Source organism: Streptomyces sp. NPDC088766, from assembly GCF_044750845.1.
GTDB lineage: Bacteria > Actinomycetota > Actinomycetes > Streptomycetales > Streptomycetaceae > Streptomyces.
The window spans coordinates 15,334-32,753 of the sequence record NZ_JBIVKQ010000015.1 but is presented as its reverse complement, the minus strand read 5'-3'; the positions used below and the strand labels follow the sequence as shown (position 1 = coordinate 32,753).

The window sequence follows — 17,420 nt, the reverse complement described above, 5'->3', positions numbered from 1 at the left end:
GGGGGAGGGCATGGACCGGCCCGCGCGGGTTACTCCGTCCCTCATGGCACGGACATCGAGAACCCGACCCGACGAGCGGGCGGAGCGCCCGGGACCGGACGAGCAGGTGGAGCGCCGGGCACCGGACGATCCCGGCGGGCTGCCCAAGCGGTCCTGGTCGGCGGTGCTGAAGGGCACGGTCAAGGAGTTCAAGGACGACGAGCTCACCGACCGGGCCGCCGCGCTGACCTACTACGGGGTGCTGGCGCTGTTCCCCGCCCTGCTGGTCCTGGTGTCGCTGCTGGGGGTCGCCGGCAAGTCGGCGACCGACCAGGTGCTGGAGAACCTCCGCAAGCTCGCCCCGGGGTCGGCCCGGGACATCATCAGCGACGCGGTCACCCAGCTCCAGGGACGGGGCGGCGTCGGCTCCGTCATGGCGCTCGTCGGCATCGTGCTGGCGGTGTGGTCGGCCTCCGGCTACGTCGCCGCCTTCATCCGCAGCGCGAACGCCGTGTACGACATGCCGGAGGGCCGGCCGGTGTGGAAGGTGCTGCCGGTCCGGGTCGGAGTGACGGTGGTGCTCCTCGTGCTGGCCGTGATCAGCGCCCTGATCGTGGTGTTCACCGGGGGCATCGCCCAACGGGCCGGCGCGGCGCTGGGCATCGGCGACACCGCGCTGACCGTGTGGTCGATCGCCAAGTGGCCGGTTCTGGTCGTCCTGGTCACCATGATGATCGCGCTGCTGTACTGGGCGACCCCCAACGTCAAGGGCCGCGGTTTCCGGTGGATCACGCCGGGCAGCGTGCTGGCCCTGCTGGTCTGGCTCGTCGCCTCGGCGGGCTTCGCCTTCTACGTGGCCAACTTCGGCTCGTACAACAAGACCTACGGCACGCTCGCCGGCGTCATCGTGTTCCTGGTGTGGCTGTGGATCAGCAACATCGCCATCCTGCTCGGCCTCGAGTTCGACGCGGAACTGGCCCGCCAGCGGGCGGTCGTCGGCGGACTGCCCGAGGACGAGGAGCCGTACGTGCCGCCCCGGGACACCCGTGCCTGGAGCGAGGAGGACCAGCGCCGGATGGAGTGACGGGCGCCCCGCGAGCTGCCGTTAGGGATCGCCCGACGCGGGAAGTCGCAGCTCATGGGTGCTTGGGAGGATCTGAGGGACGGTGACCACCGACTGACGCGGAGGGTGGCGTCGTGGCGGTCGCCCGTCGCGCGGCAGGTGCTTCCGGCGGTGGAGGAGGCGGCGCAGCACACCAAACTCTGGTGGGGCGCCGCCTTCGTGATGGCCACGGCCGGGGGCCTGCGGGGACGCCGGGCCGCCGCGGCGGGCGTGGTCGGCATGGCCGTGGCGGAGCTGGTGGCCAACGGCGTGGTCAAGCAGCTCTGGGACCGGCGCCGGCCACCGAAGGAGTGGATCCCGCACGAGGGGGTCGACGACCGGCCCGACTCCTCCTCGTTCCCCTCCGGGCACACGGCGGCCGCCGTGGGCTTCACCGCCGCCGTCGCTGGGGTCTGGCCGTCGGCCGGCGCCCTGTGCGCGGTGCCGGCGGTGATGGTGGCCGGTGAACGCGTCCACACCGGCGCCCACTACCCCTCCGACGTCGCCGTCGGCGCGCTGATCGGCCTGGCCGCCGCCGCGCTGACCCGCCGCGCTCCCCGCCTGGCCGTCCGCGCGGCACTGTCGTGAGGCGCCCCGGAAACGGCACCGCCGCCGCCCGCCCGCGGAGGCGCCGGCGTGAAGCGCGCCCCCGAAGCCGGGTGGTCGTGCCCGCGTGGCTGAGCAGCCGTACCCATGGCGATCCCCGCCGGCTCGCGCGGGCTGGTTCCGTCAGCCGTCGAGAGGGAGTCGGCCGTCGAGAGGGAGTCGGCCGTGCGTACGAACCACCGGCCGCAGAGCCCGTCCGCCATCCGCCGCGGGATCACGCGATCCGCCCTGGCCCGGGCGGGGCTGACCGCGGCGCTCCTGACCGGCTGCTCCTTCCGGATCGAGGAGGCGATGTGCGGCGCCGGCGAGTACCCGGTGCTCGCGGTGGGCGGCACGGGCGGCTCCTGCGTCCCGAACGGTGAGGAGCACCCGGCGGGCTGCGCCCGCTGCCCGGAGGGAAAGGTCCCCGAGCACGTCGGCGACGAGTGGGACCCCCACGGGAGCACCCGCACCCTCGACGGGCACGGGCACGGGCACGGGCACGGGCACAGACATGGGGACGTCGTCGCCGCCCCGGACGCCGCGTGAACCTCAGCCGGCGAGCGTGCGGTGCGGCGGGCGGCCGTAGGCGGAGCGGTACAGGGTGGCGAAGCGGCCCGGATGGAAGAAGCCCCAGCGGGCCGCCACGTCGGTGACCGTGGTGCCGTCGAGCGGGTTCGCGGCCCGCAGGTCGTCGTGCGCGTGGGCGAGCCGGACCCGGCGCAGGTGCGCCAGCGGCGTGGTGTCGAGGTGCCGCCGGAAGACGTACTGGAGGGCCCGCACGGTGACGTGCGCGGCCGCCGCGATGTCCGCGACCGTGACCGGTTCGGCGGCGTGGTCGTCGATGTAGGCCAGCGCGCGGCGCAGCGTCGCCGGCCGGGCGTCGTTGCGGTCGGTGGCGGTCGGCTCGGTGAGCGCCGTGTTGGGGAACGCGGCGAGGACGCCCGCCGCGAGGTGCTGGGCGGCGGTGGCGGCGACCAGCGGCTGGTCGGCGATGCCGGGCGCGGCCAGCACGTGGTCGCGCACGTAGCCGATCGTCTGCCGCAGCTGCCGGGCGGCGGCCGGGGAGTGCGGGCGGTGCCCGGTCAGCCGGACCGGCCCCGGCCTGCGGCCCGGGGCGGTGGCGGCCACCTGCGTGAGCAGATCGGTGTCGAGCATGGTGATGTTGTAGCGGGCCGCGCAGATCCGCCCCGAGTACGGCAGCTCCGGCGGGGCGAAGGACACCACGTCGCCCGGTCCGAAGGCGTCCTCCACCCCGTCGAAGGTGTGGTCCCGGATGGTGCCCTCGTGCACGAGGCACAGACAGATCCGGCCCAGCGGGGTGACGGAGTAGCTCATCTCGAGGCCGAGGTCGAGCTCGTCGACGGTCACCGAGGGCATCGCGGCGCGGCTGACCCGCGTCCGGCCGGCCTCCGGCCCGCCGCTGCCGATGCGCATCCTGGCGTAGGCCCGGCTGAGGAAGTCCTCGGTCAGGCCGAGGTCGTCACTGTCGAAGAACAGCGTGTCCATGAATCCTTCGTCCGATGGGTCGAGCTGCCCCGCACGCGGTGCGCCGGGCGGCAGCCGGCCGGCGTCCGCCCCTCCGCACATTTTCCCCGCATCCCGGTGCGCATTCGTTTTCCGGATCGACACCGGCGATGTTGTTCGCCTGCTGTGCGGCCGGACCGGCCGGCGCTGTGCAGGCTGGACAGGGACGGCGCGGTGACGCCGCACTGGCCGCCCGCGCCTTCGCGGGCTCCTGACGAGGGGAAACACACGTGGAATGCGGCATGGCTGCGGAGGAGGAAGTCGAGGCGCGGGTCGCCGCCCTGCAGGAGGAGGTGGCCCAGCTGCGGCAGGCCGTGGCCTCCCACGCCGTGGTCGACCAGGCGATCGGAGTGGTCGTCGCCGTGGGACGGCTGCGCCCCGAGCAGGGCTGGGAGGTGTTGCGGGAGGTCTCCCAGCGCACCAACACCAAGCTGCGCGAGGTGGCCGAGTACGTGGTGCAGGGCGCCCACTGCCGCTGGCTCCCCGACGAGATCCACCGGGCGCTGACGGACGTGCTGGCCCGCGTGCGGTCGGCATCCACCGGGCGCTGACGGACGCGCCCGCCCGGCGCCCGCCCGACGTGCGGCCGGCGTGCGGCCGGCGTGGGCGGGCATCCGGCACGGCGCCCGCGACCTGCGGTTTCCCGGCTCCCGGACGAACCCTCGGTAACCCCGACCGTGACGTAGGGTCGGCCTCCGGGGAGTGACACCGGAGGGGGAAGACGTGCCGCTGGAATCCGTGCGGTTCGCCGTCCTGGGACCCGTGCGCGTGCGTCGGGGCAAGACCGAGCTGGAGCTGGGCGGGCGGCAGGAGCGGGCCTTCCTGGCCTTGCTGCTGGCCGGAGCGGGTCAGCCGGTCGGCATGGACGAGATCATCGACACCCTGTGGGCGACCGCCCCGCCCCGCAGCGCGGTCAACGTGGTCCGCCGGCACGTGGGGTCGCTGCGGCGCCTGCTGGAGCCCGGCCTCGCCGCCCGCGCGGAGGGCCGCTGGCTGCTGCGGGACGCCTGCGGCTACCGGCTCGCGACCGACGCCGACTCACTGGACCTGGCCCGCTTCCGCGCCCTGCGCCAGGCCGCGGAGCGGACGGCACGGGAGTCGCCCGAGCGGGCCCTCGGTCCGTTCACCGAGGCGCTCGCCCTGTGGCGCGGGCCGGTCGCCGCCGGCCTGCCCGCGGCGGTTCGCGCCCGTCCGGCCTTCGACGCGGTGGACCGCGAACGCCTGGCCGCCGTGCGCGAGGCGGCCGACGCCGCCCTGCGCGCAGGACGTCCCGCGGCCGTCCTGCCCCACCTGCACCGGGCCGCCGCCGCCCATCCCCTGGACGAACCCGTGCGGGCCGCGCTGATCCTCACCCTGGCGGCGGCGGGCCGCCGGTCCGAGGCCCTCGCCGTGTACGACGCCGTACGGACCCGGCTCGCCGACGAACTGGGGATCGATCCCGGTGCGGAACTGCGCCGGGCCCGCGAGACCGTGCTGCGGTCGGGGCCCGGCGCGGGCGGGGCGGCGGTGCCCGGACCGGCCGACGCGCGGCCGGGCGCGGACGCGTCCGGCACTTTCCCCACGGGGCTGTGCGAACCCCCCGCCCCGGCCCTCGGGGAGGCCCCCGCCGGTCTCTCCGCCTCCCCGGTCTTCCCGGTCCTTCCGGTCCCCGCCCAGCTCCCGCACGACATTCCGGCGTTCACCGGCCGCAGCGGCGAACTCGACGAGATCCTCGCCCTCGCGCCCCGCGACGCGACCGCGCCCGACACCGTGCTGATCAGCGCCATCGGCGGCATGGCCGGCGTCGGCAAGACCACCCTCGCCGTGCACTGGGCGCACCGCGTCGCCCACCGCTTCCCCGACGGCCAGCTCTACGTCAACCTGCGCGGCTACGACCCCTCCGGCACGGTCATGGAGGCCGGCGAGGCCGTGCGCGGCTTCCTGGACGCCCTCGGCGTACCGCCCGACCGGATACCGCACGGCGTGGACGCGCAGGCCGCCCTCTACCGCAGTGTGCTGGCCGGGCGGCGGATCCTCGTCGTCCTGGACAACGCCCGCGACAGCGACCACGTACGGCCCCTGCTGCCCGGCTCGCCCCACTGCCTCACCGTCGTCACCAGCCGCGACGCCCTCTCCGGGCTGGTCGCCACGCACGGCGCCCACTCCCTGACACTGCGGCCCTTCGACACCGGGCAGGCGCGCGCCCTCCTCGTCCGCCGCCTGGGCGCCGAACGGGTCGAGGCCGAACCGCGCGCCGCCGACGAGATCACCGAACTGTGCGCGGGACTGCCCCTGGCCCTCGCCTGCGTCGCCGCGCGCGCCGCCGCACACCCGCACTTCCCGCTGTCGGCCGTGGCCGCCGAACTGCGCGAGGCGCACGGCAGCCTCGACGCGTTCGCCCGCTCCGACGCCTCCGCGGACGTCGGCACCGTCTTCTCCTGGTCCTCCCGCCAGATCTCCGACGCGGCAGCCCGGCTGTTCCGGCTGCTCGCCCTGCACCCCGGACCCGACTTCACCCTGCCGGCGGCCGCCGCCCTGGCCGGACTGCCGGTCCGCCCCACCCGGCCGCTGCTGGCCGAACTGACCGGCCTGCACCTCGTCACCGAGCACAGCCCCGGCCGGTACGCCTTCCACGACCTGCTGCGCGCCCACGCCGGCGAACTCGCCGAGGAGCGGCACACCCACGCCGAACGGCTGGCGGCCCTGCACCGGCTGTACCACCACTACCTGCACACCGCCCACGCCGCCGACCGGTTGCTCGCCCCCAACGCCGACCCGCCGCCCCCACCGCCCGCACCCGAGGGCGTACACCCCGAACCGCTCGCCGACGACGACCGGGCCCTGGCCTGGCTCACCGCCGAACACGCGGTGCTCCTCGCCGTCGTCGACCACGCCGCCACCACCGGGCAGAAACGTCTCGCCTGCCATCTGGCCTGGTCCCTGGAACCGTTCTTCGACCGCCGGGGCCACTGGCACGACGCGCTCACCGTCCAGCGCACCGCCCTCGACGCCGCCCGACGGCTCGCCGAACCCGCCATGGAGGCCCGCGGGCTGCGCGGACTCGCCCGCATCGAGGGCCGGCTCGGCCTGCACGACCGGTGCCTGCCCCGCCTCGAAGAGGCCCTCGAACTGTTCACCGGCCTGGGCGACGACACCGGCCGTGCCCACACCCACCGCAGCCTCGGCTGGGTGAGCGAACAACGCGGCGACCTGCCCGGCGCCCTGCGTCACAACCAGCTCGCCCTCGCCCTGTTCCGGGCCGTCGGCGACCGGGCCGCGCAGGCCAGCGTCCTCAACTCGGTCGGCTGGTACCACGCGCTGCTGGGCGAGCACCGGCAGGCGCTGACGCACTGCTTCGAGGCGCTGACCACCCTCCAGGACCTCGGCGACCGCTACGGCCAGGCCGCCACCTGGGACAGCATCGGCTACGCCCACCAGCACCTCGGCCGCCACCCGCACGCCCTCCTCGCCTACCGCAACGCCCTCGCCCTCCTCGGGGACCTCGGCGCGCCCTACGCCGAGGCCGACATCCTCGTCCGGGCCGGCGACACCCACCGCGCCATGGGCGACGAGGACAGCGCCCGCGCCGCCTGGACCGAGGCCCTCGCGCTCCTGAGAACCCTGGAGCACCCCGACGCCGAGCGGGTCCGGGCCCGGCTGACGGGACGGGACGGGCAGGCCGGTGCCTGCTGACCCCGCCGTGACGAGGTTCGAGGTACTGGGACCGGTGCGGGTGTGGCGCCAGGACGCGGAACTCGACCTCGGATTCCCCCAGCAGCGCGCCCTGCTCGCCCTGCTCCTGGCCTGCGCGGGCCGGCCGGTGCCCACCGGCGAGCTGCTCGCCCTGCTGTGGCCGGGACGACCGCCCGCCAGCGCGCCGAACGTGGTGCGCCGTTACATCGGCGCGCTACGACGCCTGCTGGAGCCGGAACTGCCGCCCCGGGCCCCCGGCCGACGCCTGCTGCGCCACCCCGGCGGCCACCTGCTGGAGGCGGCCCCCGACGAGGTCGACCTGCTGCGCTTCCGCGAACTCACCCGGCAGGGCAAGCGGGCGGCCGCCACCGGCCGGGCCGAGACGGCGGCCCTGCGCCTCATCGGGGCCCTGGGGGAGTGGCGCGGACCGGTGGCGATGGGCATCCCCGCCGCCGCGCGCGAGCACGTCCAGTTCACCGCCCTCGGCCGCGAACTCCTCGAGACGGCCCGGCTGGCGGCCGACGCCGCCCTGCTGTGCGGCCGGGCCGCACAGGTCCTGCCCGCCCTGCGCCGGGCCGCCGCGCTCGATCCGCTCGACGAACCGCTGCACGCCCGGCTGGTCCTGTCCCTCGCCGCCTGCGGCCTCCAGGCGGAGGCCCTCGCGGCGTACGAGGAGGTCCGCCGCCGGCTTGCCGCCGATCTCGGCACCACCCCCGGTGCCGAACTGGTGGCGGCCCACACGCGCGTGCTGCGCCAGGACGTGGGCCGGCTGACGGCGGGGCCACGTGTGCGCCTCGGCCGGCAGGCCCCGGCCGTACGGGTGGGCCCGGACCCGCGGGACGTCGACGGCAGGTCGGGCGCCGCCCCCGCCGTACCGGACCGTACGGCGTCCGCGGGGCACGCCCGGCTTCCTTCCGGTCCCGCCCGCTTCACGGGGCGCACGGCCGAGCTGGAGTGGCTGACGGCGGCGTGGGACGCGGCCGGGGGGAGCGCCGGGACCCCGGCGGCCGTACTCGTCGGGGGCATGGCGGGCGTCGGCAAGACCGCCCTCGCCGTGCACTGGGCCCACCGGGCCACCGGTCGCTTCCCCGACGGACACCTCCACGTCGCGCTGCGCGGCAGCGACCCGGCGGGGACCGCGGCGCAGCCCGAGGAGGCGCTGCGGACGGTGCTCGCGGCCCTCGGTGTCCCCACGGCCCGGATGCCGGCCGCGCCTGCCGCTCTGACCGGCCTGTACCGCACCCTGCTGGCCGGCCGGCGCGTCCTCGTCGTCCTCGACGACGCGGCCGGCACGGAACAACTGCGTCCGCTGCTGCCCGCCGCACCGGGCTGCCTGGCGCTGGTCACCAGTCGCCACGCCCTGCCCGGCCTCATCGCCTCGGGCGCCCGCCCGCTGCGCCTGGAGCCGCCCCCGGCCGAGGACGCCCGCGCGATGCTGGCCGGGATGATCGGCGACGACCGTACGGCCGCCGAGCCCCTGGCCGCCGACGAGATCGTCGCCCGGAGCGGCCGGCTGCCCCTCGCGCTGGCCGCCGTCGCCGGGCGGGCGGCCGACCGCCGGATGCCCCTCACCGGCCTCGCCGCCCACCTGCGTGCGACGCGAGGCACCCTGGAGGCCTTCGCCGACCCCGGCGGAACGGCCGACGTCCGGGCCGCTTTCCTGGGCTCCTACCGGCTGCTGAGCCCCGAGGCCGCACGGCTGTTCCGGCTCCTGCCCCGCCACCTCGGGACCGACATCACCCCGGCGTCGGCGGCGACGCTCACCGGGCTGCCGGTCCGCGGGACCCGCCGGCTCCTCGGCGAACTCGCCGAAGCCCACCTGATCACCGAACACGCCCCCGGCCACCACACCCTGCACGACCTGCTGCGCGCCTTCGCCGCCGAGCGCGCCGAAGGCGCCGGACGCGGCGGATGCGTCTGACGCGTCGAGCGCGGCGGATGCGCCGGACGCGGCGAAGCGCCTGGGGCGCCGAGTGCGCCGGGCGCGGCGGATGCACCCGACGGGTCGGATGGTGGCGGGCGCGCCGGGCGCCGGACACGGCGCACGGGCCCGACGGGCCGAGCGCGCCGAGCATGGCGGACGCAGCGGACGCAGCGGACGCAGCGGACACGGCGGACACGGCGAAGCGCCGGACACGGCGAAGCGCCGGACACGGCGAAGCGCCGGACGAGCCGAGTGCGCCGGACGAGCCGGATGCGCCGGACGAGCCGGATGCGCCGGACGAGCCGGATGCGGCGGATGCGGCGCACGCGCCGGACGAGCCGAGCGTGCGCCGCCGCTGTCACTGCGTTGTCACTCTTTTTGCACATCTCCCGGCCTACCGTCCGGACGACGCGTCAGACAGTCGCTCACTCAGGAGGCAACGGCGGAAGATGTCCACCACCAGCACCATCGACACACCCATCTGCCGGACGCCCCTGGGCGTCGAGATCATGACCGCCGAGACCGGTCCCGGCCGGCTGCCGGGCGAGCAGGGATCCCGGCCGGAGCACCGGCCGCGCGCACGGGACGCCGGCGAGTACCTCTTCGTGGGGCTCCGGGGCGCCACCCGCCTGCCCGCCCCCGACCCGGTGGGCGTGCGCCTCGCCCCCGGCGACATCTGCTTCTACGACGCACGCCGGCCGCCCGCCCTGGACTTCCCCGAACGGTTCCGCGCCACCGTCTTCCTCGTGCCGACCGACCTGCTGGGACTCACCTCCGCCGACGCGGGACGGATCACGCGCACCCCGGTCGCCCGGACCTCCCGGCTCGGCGCGCTGCTCTCACCGCTGCTGTCCGACCTGGCCCGCACCGCGGCCGAGGCCCGGCCGCCGGTGGGCGAGATGCTCGCCGGGAACGCCGTGAACCTCCTGGCGACCCTCGCCGCCGAACAGCTCGGCACCCTCACCCCGGGACCGGGCTCCCCGGCGTCGCCGATGACGGCCCGCATCATGGAGTACGTCGAACTGCACCTGACGGAGCCGGAACTGTCCCCGGAGACCCTCGCTCGCGCCCATCACATCTCCGTGCGCTACCTGCACAAGCTGTTCCAGGACGAGGGCACCACGGTCGGCCGCTGGATCCTGCGCCGCCGCCTGGAGGAGTGCCGCCGCGACCTGACGCGCCACGGCCACGGCAGCCGCACCATCGCCGCCGTGGCGGGCCGCTGGGGCTTCACGAGCGCCACGCACTTCAGCCGCGTCTTCCGCACCGCCTACGGCATGTCCCCCCGCGAGTGGCGGGACCGCGCGGGCCGGGGCTGACGACGTCGCGGCGCGCTTCGGCGGCGGCACCGTCGTCGGCTTCCCCCTGACTCCGCCGTCGGCACCGTCATCGGCGGGTTCCGGCCGCGGACGGTCGATTTCCCCGCGCCGTCGAGGCGGGGTCGGCCGGACGTCACGCGCTGTGCGCTTTGAGCACACTGCCGTTGCACCTGCGGACAACTCCCTTCCGTGGAGCGTCTCCAGCGTGAACGGGCAGGGCAGACGCACACGGTCAGCAGCAGGAGAATCCCATGTCCGACGTCGTCGAGCCGGCCGCGCCGGTGCTGGAACCCGCCGCCCAGGCGTTCGTGGAGGCGACCACGAACCCGCCGTACCTGTTCGACCCGGCGCCGACGGAGGGACGCAAGGCCGTCGACGAGGCGCAGTCCGGCGAGACCGACAGCCCGCCGTGGACGAGGAGTGGATCACCGCCTCCGGCGGCCCCACGGGCAGTGTCCGCGCCCGGATCACCGCCTCCCCGCTGCGCGCCACCGTCGACCAGCTCACCGGTCTGCCACCGGCCCTGGTCATCACCGGCGAGGCCGACGTCCTGCGCGACGAGGGCGAGGCCTACGCCGACAAGCCGCGCCAGGCCGGGGTCCCCGGCACCGTCGTCCGCCACCAGGGCATCGTCCACGACTTCGTCATGCTCAACGCCCTGCGGGAGACCTACGCCGCCGAGGCCGCGATCACCCGGGCGGCCGGCACCCTCCGCACCGCCCCGCACACCGCCCTACCCGAGGAGACAGCCGCCATGAGCACCACTCCCACCGTCCTCCTCGTCCACGGCGCGTTCGCCGACGCCGGCAGCTGGTCCGGTGTCATCACCGAACTCCAGCGCGACCGCATCCCCGTGATCGCCCCGCCGAACCCGCCGCCCCGCCTCCGCCGCCGCACCAGGTCCTGCGCCGCTCCCGGCCACTCGGGGTGGTCGAAGGCGAAGCCCGCTCTGAGGAGGCGGCCGGGGGTGACGCGGCGGCTCTTCAGCAGGAGTTCGGTGCCCGACCGCAGGGCGAGGGCGCCGAGTCCGGCCATCCACCGGGTCGCCGGGAGGCCCACCGGGACGCCCCACGCCTTCGGCCGGTCGCCAGGGCCTGCCGGAGCCGGCTGTGCCGAGCCGGTGCGCACCGTGCCCGACGGGGGCTGCCCCCGCAACCGGGTCACCGCCCGGCCGGACGGGCTGTCTCCGCGCGGAGGGCCGGTACCGGCCGTGGTGGAACGGGCCGCGGTGCCGCGGCCGCCGGAACCTGCGGATGGGCGCCCCGTTCGGCACGGGGCGCCCGGACACGTCACGCCGGTCGGTGCTGATCGTCAGTGGTGGGCGTGGACGACGGCATGGCCCTTGCCGCGGCCGATCATCCACTTGTTGACCGGGGTGGTGATCAGGAAGGCGACCGCGAAGCCGCCGAGCAGGGCCGACCAGAACAGCGCCTCGGAGAGGTGGGCGTCCATCGCGCCGGGGACGAGGGCGATGATGCCGTTGTCGACGAGCTCCATCACGGCGATGGACACGGTGTCGGCGGCGAGCGCCACCTTGATCGCGCTCCTGAGGTCGAGTCCGGCCCGGACGACGGCGAACAGGGTGAACGAGTAGCCGAAGAGGAACGCCAGCGCGATCGCCAGGACCATGGTGGCCACGTTGCCCCACATCAGGGCGGTGCCGATGACCATGCCGAGGATCTCGCCGATGGCGCAGCCGGTGAGGCAGTGCAGGGTCGCCTTGACCGCCGTGCCCCAGGATGCCCCCGAACCCGTGTGCGTCCCACGGCCGGCGTGGCCGCGCTGGTCCTCGTGCGTCGTGTGGTGATGCCCGGTTGTCGTGTGGTGAGCGGTGTGGTCCATGACCGTCATCCCCATTCCCGTCGAGTGCGGCCCGTCCTCCTGAGCCCCACAGCCACCGACCATATACCCCCGGGGGGTATATGGCAAGGGTGTGCCGGACCCTGTCGCCGGCCTTCGCCGACTGCCTTCACCCACTGCCTTCACCGACTGCCGTCGGCGACCGCCTTCGCGCCCCGGCGGACCAGGGAGCGGCTGGTCACCCCCGCCCTGCAGGCCGTGATCGTCCGGCTCCACGCGCTGCTGGTCCTTCCCCTCCCGCATGGTCTTCAGCGCCCACGGCACCCGTGTCGACGACGGCCTCACGGACCACCTCGCCGTCAGCGGGGCGGACGTGTTCCCCGGCTGCCACGGTCCGCGGCGGGACAGCTGAACTCCGCGCCGGAACCGGCCCCGGCGGGGTCGGCTAGCGTGTCCGCGTGATCAGGATGGAGTGGGACGGCCTCACCGACCGCGAACGTTTCGGCGACTGGTACCTGGAGGAGCGGGACCGGTTCGCGGACATGGTCCGGGACGCCGACTGGAACGGCCTCTTCGAGGAGCTGGGAAGTCATCCGGAGTGGGTCAATCTCCCGCGGCCCGGGAACCGGAGCGGCTTCGCCCCGCTGCACCAGGCGGCCTGGCACGGCGCGGACTTCGCGGTCGTGTCCCGGCTGATCGCGCACGGCGCCTGGCGCACCCGGCGCACCCGGGACGGGCGCCGCGCCCTGGACATCGCGCGCGAGCGGGGGCACACGCGTCTGCTGGAACTGCTGGAGCCGGCCGTGGTACGGCGACTCCCCGCCCCTGCCGAGGCACTGGAGCGGCACTTCCACGCGCTGCTGCGGGACCGCACGGGCAACTGCTTCGAGAGGACCGAGCATCTGCTGCCGCCGCTGTCTCCCCTGACGGAGGCCCCGGCCATGGAGATCGTCTTCCGCGTGGTCGGCATGATGGGCGGCTTCACCTACCGCCTCGGAGAGGACGTCCTGCACGTGCACGGCCACTCGCGGATGGACGCCGACGACGGCGACCACTACCGGGTGACCCCCGAGGGCTGGTCCAGGACCGACCGCGGGCGCGTGCCGCCGACCGGCCCCGACCGGCGCCGCTGACGCCCTGCCGCCGGCGACCTGCCGGTGAGGTGCGGGTACCGGACCGAGTCGCCCACCGCCCGGCCCGCGTCCGCCCCGATACACCGCGGCCCGGCCCCTGTCCTTGCGGACAGCGACCGGGCGGCGGTGAGTGCGGCGCGGGCGGCTACCTGAAGGAGCGCAGCCGCAGGCTGTTGGTGACGACGAAGACCGACGAGAAGGCCATCGCGGCGCCCGCGATCATCGGGTTGAGCATTCCGAGGGCCGCGAGCGGCAGGGCCGCGACGTTGTAGCCGAAGGCCCAGAACAGGTTGCCCTTGATGGTGGACAGGGTCCTGCGGGAGAGACGGATCGCGTCCGCCGCCACGCGCAGGTCGCCCCGTACGAGGGTCAGGTCGCCGGCCTCGATCGCCGCGTCCGTGCCCGTGCCCATCGCCAGACCGAGGTCGGCGGTGGCGAGGGCGGCCGCGTCGTTGACGCCGTCGCCGACCATGGCGACCGTACGGCCCTGGGCCTGGAGCCGCTTGACGACGTCGACCTTGTCCTGCGGCAGCACTTCGGCGATCACTTCGCCGATGCCGACGGCGCGGGCGACCGACTCGGCGACGCGCTGGTTGTCGCCGGTGAGCAGCACCGGCTTCAGCCCCAGCCGACGCAGCTCGGCCACGGCCTCGGCGCTGGTCTCCTTGATCGCGTCCGCGACCGTCAGGACACCGCGGGCCTCGCCGTCCCAGGCGACGGCGACCGCCGTGCGCCCCTCGGCCTCCGCGGCGGCCTTTGCCCCGGCCAGTTCGCGGGGCAGCTCGATCGCCCACTCCTCGAGGAGCTTCTCGCGGCCGACCAGTACGGCGTGTCCGTCGACGACGCCCTGGACGCCGAGACCGGCGACGTTCTGGAAGTTCTCGGGCACCGGCAGGCCTCCCGCCCGGTCCGCGGCACCGGCGGCGACCGCCCGGGCGATCGGGTGCTCGGAGGCGTGTTCCAACGCGCCCGCGAGGCGCAGCAGTTCGCCTTCGTCCACGCCCGGTGCGGTGAACACGTCGTGGAGCTGCATCCGGCCGGTCGTGACGGTGCCGGTCTTGTCGAGGACGACCGTGTCGACCCGGCGGGTGGACTCCAGGACCTCAGGTCCCTTGATCAGGATGCCGAGTTGGGCACCGCGGCCGGTGCCGACCATGAGGGCGGTCGGCGTCGCGAGACCGAGGGCGCAGGGGCAGGCGATGATCAGGACGGCCACGGCGGCGGTGAAGGCGGCCGTCGGGTCCGCGGTGAACCCGAGCCAGGCGCCCAGGGTGGCGGCAGCGATCAGCAGGACGGCGGGGACGAAGACGCCGGAGATCCGGTCGGCGAGACGTTGCACCTCGGCCTTGCCGTTCTGGGCGTCCTCGACCAGCTTCGCCATGCGGGCCAGCTGCGTGTCGGCGCCGACCCGGGTCGCCTCGACGACGAGGCGTCCACCGGCGTTCACGGTCGCCCCGGTGACCGCGTCACCGACGCTGACGTCGACGGGCACCGATTCCCCGGTCAGCATGGACGCGTCCACCGCCGACGCGCCCTCGACGACCGTCCCGTCGGTCGCGACCTTCTCGCCCGGGCGGACGACGAAGCGGTCGCCGACCGCCAACTGGTTGACGGGAATGCGCACTTCGGTGCCGTCCCGCAGCACGGAGACGTCCTTCGCGCCCAGTTCCAGCAGCGCCCTCAGCGCCGCACCGGCCTTGCGCTTGGACCTCGCCTCCAGGTAGCGCCCGGCGAGGATGAACGTCGTCACGCCGGCCGCGGCCTCCAGATAGACGGAGGACGAGCCGTCGGAGCGGGAGACGGCGAACTCGAAGCCGTGCCGCATGCCCGGCATGCCGGCGGTGCCGAAGAACAGTGCCCACAGCGACCAGCCGAGGGCGGCGAGCGTGCCGATCGACACCAGCGTGTCCATGGTCGCCGCGCCGTGCCGGGCGTTCGTCCAGGCGGCCCGGTGGAAGGGGAACGCGCCCCAGACCACGACCGGAGCTGCCAGGGTCAGCGACAGCCACTGCCAGTTCTCGAACTGGAGGGCCGGGACCATCGCCATCAGCACCACGGGCACCGAGAGGGCCAGCGACACGAGCAGACGCTGCCGCAGGGTGACCAGCTCGTGGTCGGCGGCGGGCGCAGCGCTCCTGGCCCCGCCCTCGTCGCCCGGGGGAGCGGGCGGGGGCGGCTCCGCGGCCGTGTAGCCGGTCTTCTCGACCGTGGTGATGAGGTCGGCGACCTCGATCCCGTCCGGATAGGAGATCTTCGCCTTCTCCGTGGCGTAGTTGACGGTCGCCGTGACGCCGTCCATCCGGTTGAGCTTCTTCTCGATGCGGGCCGCGCAGGAGGCGCAGGTCATGCCGCCGATGGAGAGCTCGACCTCGGAGACGGGCGCGGGTGCCCGGTCGGGAAGCGTCTTCTCGGGAGCCGTGCTGGTCATGGAGATACTCCTGGGGAGGGCCGGGACGTGCGGCGTCCGTATCAGCGGAGCGGCACGCCCCGGCGGGGAGGAATGCGCGTGCTCCGGGGCTGTCGGGCCCCGGACGGGCTCATGCCGTGCCGGCGAGCTCGTAACCGGCCTCGTCGACGGCGGTGCGGACGGCCTCCTCGTCGAGCGGGGCGGCGGAGGTGACGGTGACCTCACCGGTCCCGGCGACCGCCGTGACCGCGGTGACGCCGTCGAGTGCGGAGATCTCCCGCGAGACCGCGCCCTCGCAGTGCCCGCAGGTCATGCCGGACACCTTGTAGACGGTGGTGACGGCGCCGTCCCGGGTGCCGGCCGCGGCGCCCGAGTGGCACGAGCCGTCGGTGGAGCAGCAGGATCCGGAGTTCTTCAGGTCGGTCATGGCGTCTTCCTCGGCTTCGATGCGTGGGTCGCTTCCGGAGGGGCTCGGTCCACCCCTTCCGACGAGACCGACTATATACCCCTGGGGGGTATGGCGGAAGTCTGGGGGTCCCGCGGCGGCCGACGCCGTTGAGCCCGTGGGACGAGTGGGATGCGGCCGCCGCTCACCGGCTCCGCGCCCCGGCCCTCCACGACGTGCCGCGGCACGCGCCGTCGCGCATTCCGGAGCCTGGGAGGGAGCGGCGAGACGGAGACCGCCGCCGGGGTGTCACCGGCGGATCGGACCCGGTCGCCGTGCCCGGACGTCGCCGCCACCGGCAGCCGCCGCCGTCCGCCCCCGGGACCGGCGCGCGGCGGCAGAAGCGGCCGGGCCGCGTCGGTCCCGGGGGCGGGGGCTGCCGGTCGCGGTGGCGCCATCGGGCCGGTGAGCTGTCCGAGCGGGCCGCGGTCCTCCGCGCCGACTCGTGAGCGTCTACGCCCCGGTGCCGGTGCGGGTGCGGGGCGGGTTCCTCGCCTTTGCGAATGCCGCGTTCGGCCTCGGCGGGGAGGGGGAAGCCGGGCCGGAGCAGGCGTTCCGGTCCCCGGGCGACGATCCGCGGCAGGCGGCCGGACTCCTCGGCGGGTTCATGGTGCTGCTGTCGGCCGCCACGGTGAGCCGCGCGGCGCGGCGGCCGTGCGAGCGCGCCCGGACGACTCCCCGGTCGGGGACGCGCACGCGCATCGCTGCCTGGCGGTGGCCGGTGCGGATCGCCGTCCGGGGCGGCGTGCTGTTCCCGGCCGGACGGCGGGGCCTCCCCTCCCGGTGTTTCCGCGCGGTTCCCGCTCCCCAGGCCCCCGCCCGGCCGGAGCGGCCGGCTCGCGGTGGAGAGCACTGCCGGCCGGCAACTCCTCGTGGCGTCAGGCGTCAGGCGTCAGGCGTCCGTGGTGCGGCCGTCGTACAGCACGGCGATGTGGCCGGCGCGCCGCGCGGTGGACAGGCGGTGCGCGACGACCAGAGCCGCCGCGGCCACGACGACGGCGACCAGGAGCAGCCGCAGGAGGCCGAGCCACGCCGTGAGGACGATCGCCCCGGTGGCCACGAAGCTGCCCGTCACCGGCTCGGCGGGCGCCTGCGACACGACCTCCCGGAGCAGGGCGGTGCCGGCGGTCACCAGGGAGGCGAGGCCGCCGCGCCGGTGACGGTCGTACTCCCGCGTCTCCGGCCGGCTCCCGCGTCTCCGGCCGGAGCAGCCGTCCCACCGGTGCGTGCCGTAGCTGCCGTACGACACCTTCGCCCGTCCGTTCCAGGAGGGAGCGCCTCGCGGCTCCCGTCGCCGCCTCGGCGACGAACGGCGTGCCGGGGAGTGCCGGGGAGTGCCGGCAGTGGCCGGACGTCCTGCCCGCGGCCGCTCGCGTCCACGACGTGCTCGGCGACGAGCGGCTGGGCCCGTTCCAGGGCGGAGCCCATCAGGGTCGGCGCGGTGGCGACGGCGACCGCGCTTCGGTGCCCGGCGACGAGCCGGTACCACGTGGCCACCGCCGCCCGGGCGGATCTGTCCCCTCGGAG

13 protein-coding genes and 2 pseudogenes are annotated in these 17,420 nt (G+C 75.4%); 9 read left to right on the top strand and 6 right to left on the bottom strand.

All coding sequences use genetic code 11. The annotated features are described in order from the left end of the window. The first annotated feature begins 43 nt into the window (after positions 1 to 43). The 3 genes from ACIP5W_RS21365 to ACIP5W_RS21355 all read left to right on the top strand — a co-directional run bounded on the left by ACIP5W_RS21365 (position 44) and on the right by ACIP5W_RS21355 (position 2,215). Positions 44 to 1,063 (top strand): YihY/virulence factor BrkB family protein, encoded by a 1,020-nt coding sequence (locus tag ACIP5W_RS21365; protein WP_401475655.1) that lies wholly within the window; start codon positions 44 to 46, stop codon positions 1,061 to 1,063. Positions 1,064 to 1,213: 150 nt separating this feature from the next. Then, complete coding sequence (locus tag ACIP5W_RS21360) at positions 1,214 to 1,669, top strand: phosphatase PAP2 family protein (RefSeq protein WP_401475652.1); 456 nt, start codon at positions 1,214 to 1,216, stop codon at positions 1,667 to 1,669. A 183-nt stretch (positions 1,670 to 1,852) separates the two neighbouring features. Next, positions 1,853 to 2,215 carry an SCO0607 family lipoprotein gene (locus ACIP5W_RS21355; RefSeq protein ID WP_401475649.1) on the top strand — a complete coding sequence of 121 codons (363 nt, stop codon included), beginning with the start codon at positions 1,853 to 1,855 and terminating at the stop codon, positions 2,213 to 2,215. A 3-nt stretch (positions 2,216 to 2,218) separates the two neighbouring features. Here the strand turns inward: ACIP5W_RS21355 and ACIP5W_RS21350 are convergent, their stop codons facing one another. Continuing rightward, positions 2,219 to 3,175 carry a helix-turn-helix transcriptional regulator gene (locus tag ACIP5W_RS21350; protein ID WP_401475646.1) on the bottom strand — a complete coding sequence of 319 codons (957 nt, stop codon included), beginning with the start codon at positions 3,173 to 3,175 and terminating at the stop codon, positions 2,219 to 2,221. A 260-nt stretch (positions 3,176 to 3,435) separates the two neighbouring features. Here ACIP5W_RS21350 and ACIP5W_RS21345 point away from each other — a divergent pair, with 260 nt between their 5' ends. The 5 genes and pseudogenes from ACIP5W_RS21345 to ACIP5W_RS21325 all read left to right on the top strand — a co-directional run. Next, on the top strand, positions 3,436 to 3,744 hold the full coding sequence (locus ACIP5W_RS21345; RefSeq protein WP_366061527.1) for an ANTAR domain-containing protein: 309 nt from the start codon (positions 3,436 to 3,438) through the stop codon (positions 3,742 to 3,744). Between the two features lie 172 nt (positions 3,745 to 3,916). Continuing rightward, entirely contained in the window at positions 3,917 to 6,865 is a 2,949-nt protein-coding gene (locus ACIP5W_RS21340) for an AfsR/SARP family transcriptional regulator (protein ID WP_401475643.1), read from the top strand. Between the two features lie 7 nt (positions 6,866 to 6,872). Continuing rightward, on the top strand, positions 6,873 to 8,786 hold the full coding sequence (locus ACIP5W_RS21335) for a BTAD domain-containing putative transcriptional regulator (RefSeq protein ID WP_401475640.1): 1,914 nt from the start codon (positions 6,873 to 6,875) through the stop codon (positions 8,784 to 8,786). Positions 8,787 to 9,238: 452 nt separating this feature from the next. Beyond that, positions 9,239 to 10,108, top strand: a complete 870-nt coding sequence (locus tag ACIP5W_RS21330) for a helix-turn-helix domain-containing protein (protein WP_401475637.1) — start codon at positions 9,239 to 9,241, stop codon at positions 10,106 to 10,108. 251 nt (positions 10,109 to 10,359) lie between these two features. Then, a pseudogene (locus tag ACIP5W_RS21325) lies at positions 10,360 to 10,841 on the top strand (alpha/beta hydrolase fold domain-containing protein); the annotation flags it as partial. Between the two features lie 149 nt (positions 10,842 to 10,990). On the opposite strand, the pseudogene ACIP5W_RS21320 reads toward ACIP5W_RS21325, so the two are convergent. After that, a pseudogene (locus tag ACIP5W_RS21320) lies at positions 10,991 to 11,182 on the bottom strand (DUF1731 domain-containing protein); the annotation flags it as partial. A 237-nt stretch (positions 11,183 to 11,419) separates the two neighbouring features. After that, positions 11,420 to 11,950: a DUF4396 domain-containing protein gene (locus ACIP5W_RS21315; RefSeq protein WP_401475634.1), complete on the bottom strand. Its 531-nt coding sequence runs from the start codon at positions 11,948 to 11,950 to the stop codon at positions 11,420 to 11,422. A 425-nt stretch (positions 11,951 to 12,375) separates the two neighbouring features. Here ACIP5W_RS21315 and ACIP5W_RS21310 point away from each other — a divergent pair, with 425 nt between their 5' ends. After that, entirely contained in the window at positions 12,376 to 13,041 is a 666-nt protein-coding gene (locus ACIP5W_RS21310) for an ankyrin repeat domain-containing protein (RefSeq protein ID WP_401476049.1), read from the top strand. Between the two features lie 145 nt (positions 13,042 to 13,186). Here ACIP5W_RS21310 and ACIP5W_RS21305 read toward each other — a convergent pair whose 3' ends face one another. The 3 genes from ACIP5W_RS21305 to ACIP5W_RS21295 form a co-directional block, all read right to left on the bottom strand. Continuing rightward, on the bottom strand, positions 13,187 to 15,469 hold the full coding sequence (locus ACIP5W_RS21305; protein ID WP_401475631.1) for a heavy metal translocating P-type ATPase: 2,283 nt from the start codon (positions 15,467 to 15,469) through the stop codon (positions 13,187 to 13,189). A gap of 109 nt (positions 15,470 to 15,578) precedes the next feature. After that, positions 15,579 to 15,875: a heavy-metal-associated domain-containing protein gene (locus tag ACIP5W_RS21300; RefSeq protein WP_401475628.1), complete on the bottom strand. Its 297-nt coding sequence runs from the start codon at positions 15,873 to 15,875 to the stop codon at positions 15,579 to 15,581. 910 nt (positions 15,876 to 16,785) lie between these two features. Continuing rightward, on the bottom strand, positions 16,786 to 17,142 hold the full coding sequence (locus ACIP5W_RS21295) for a hypothetical protein (RefSeq protein ID WP_401475625.1): 357 nt from the start codon (positions 17,140 to 17,142) through the stop codon (positions 16,786 to 16,788). Positions 17,143 to 17,420: the final 278 nt, after the last annotated feature.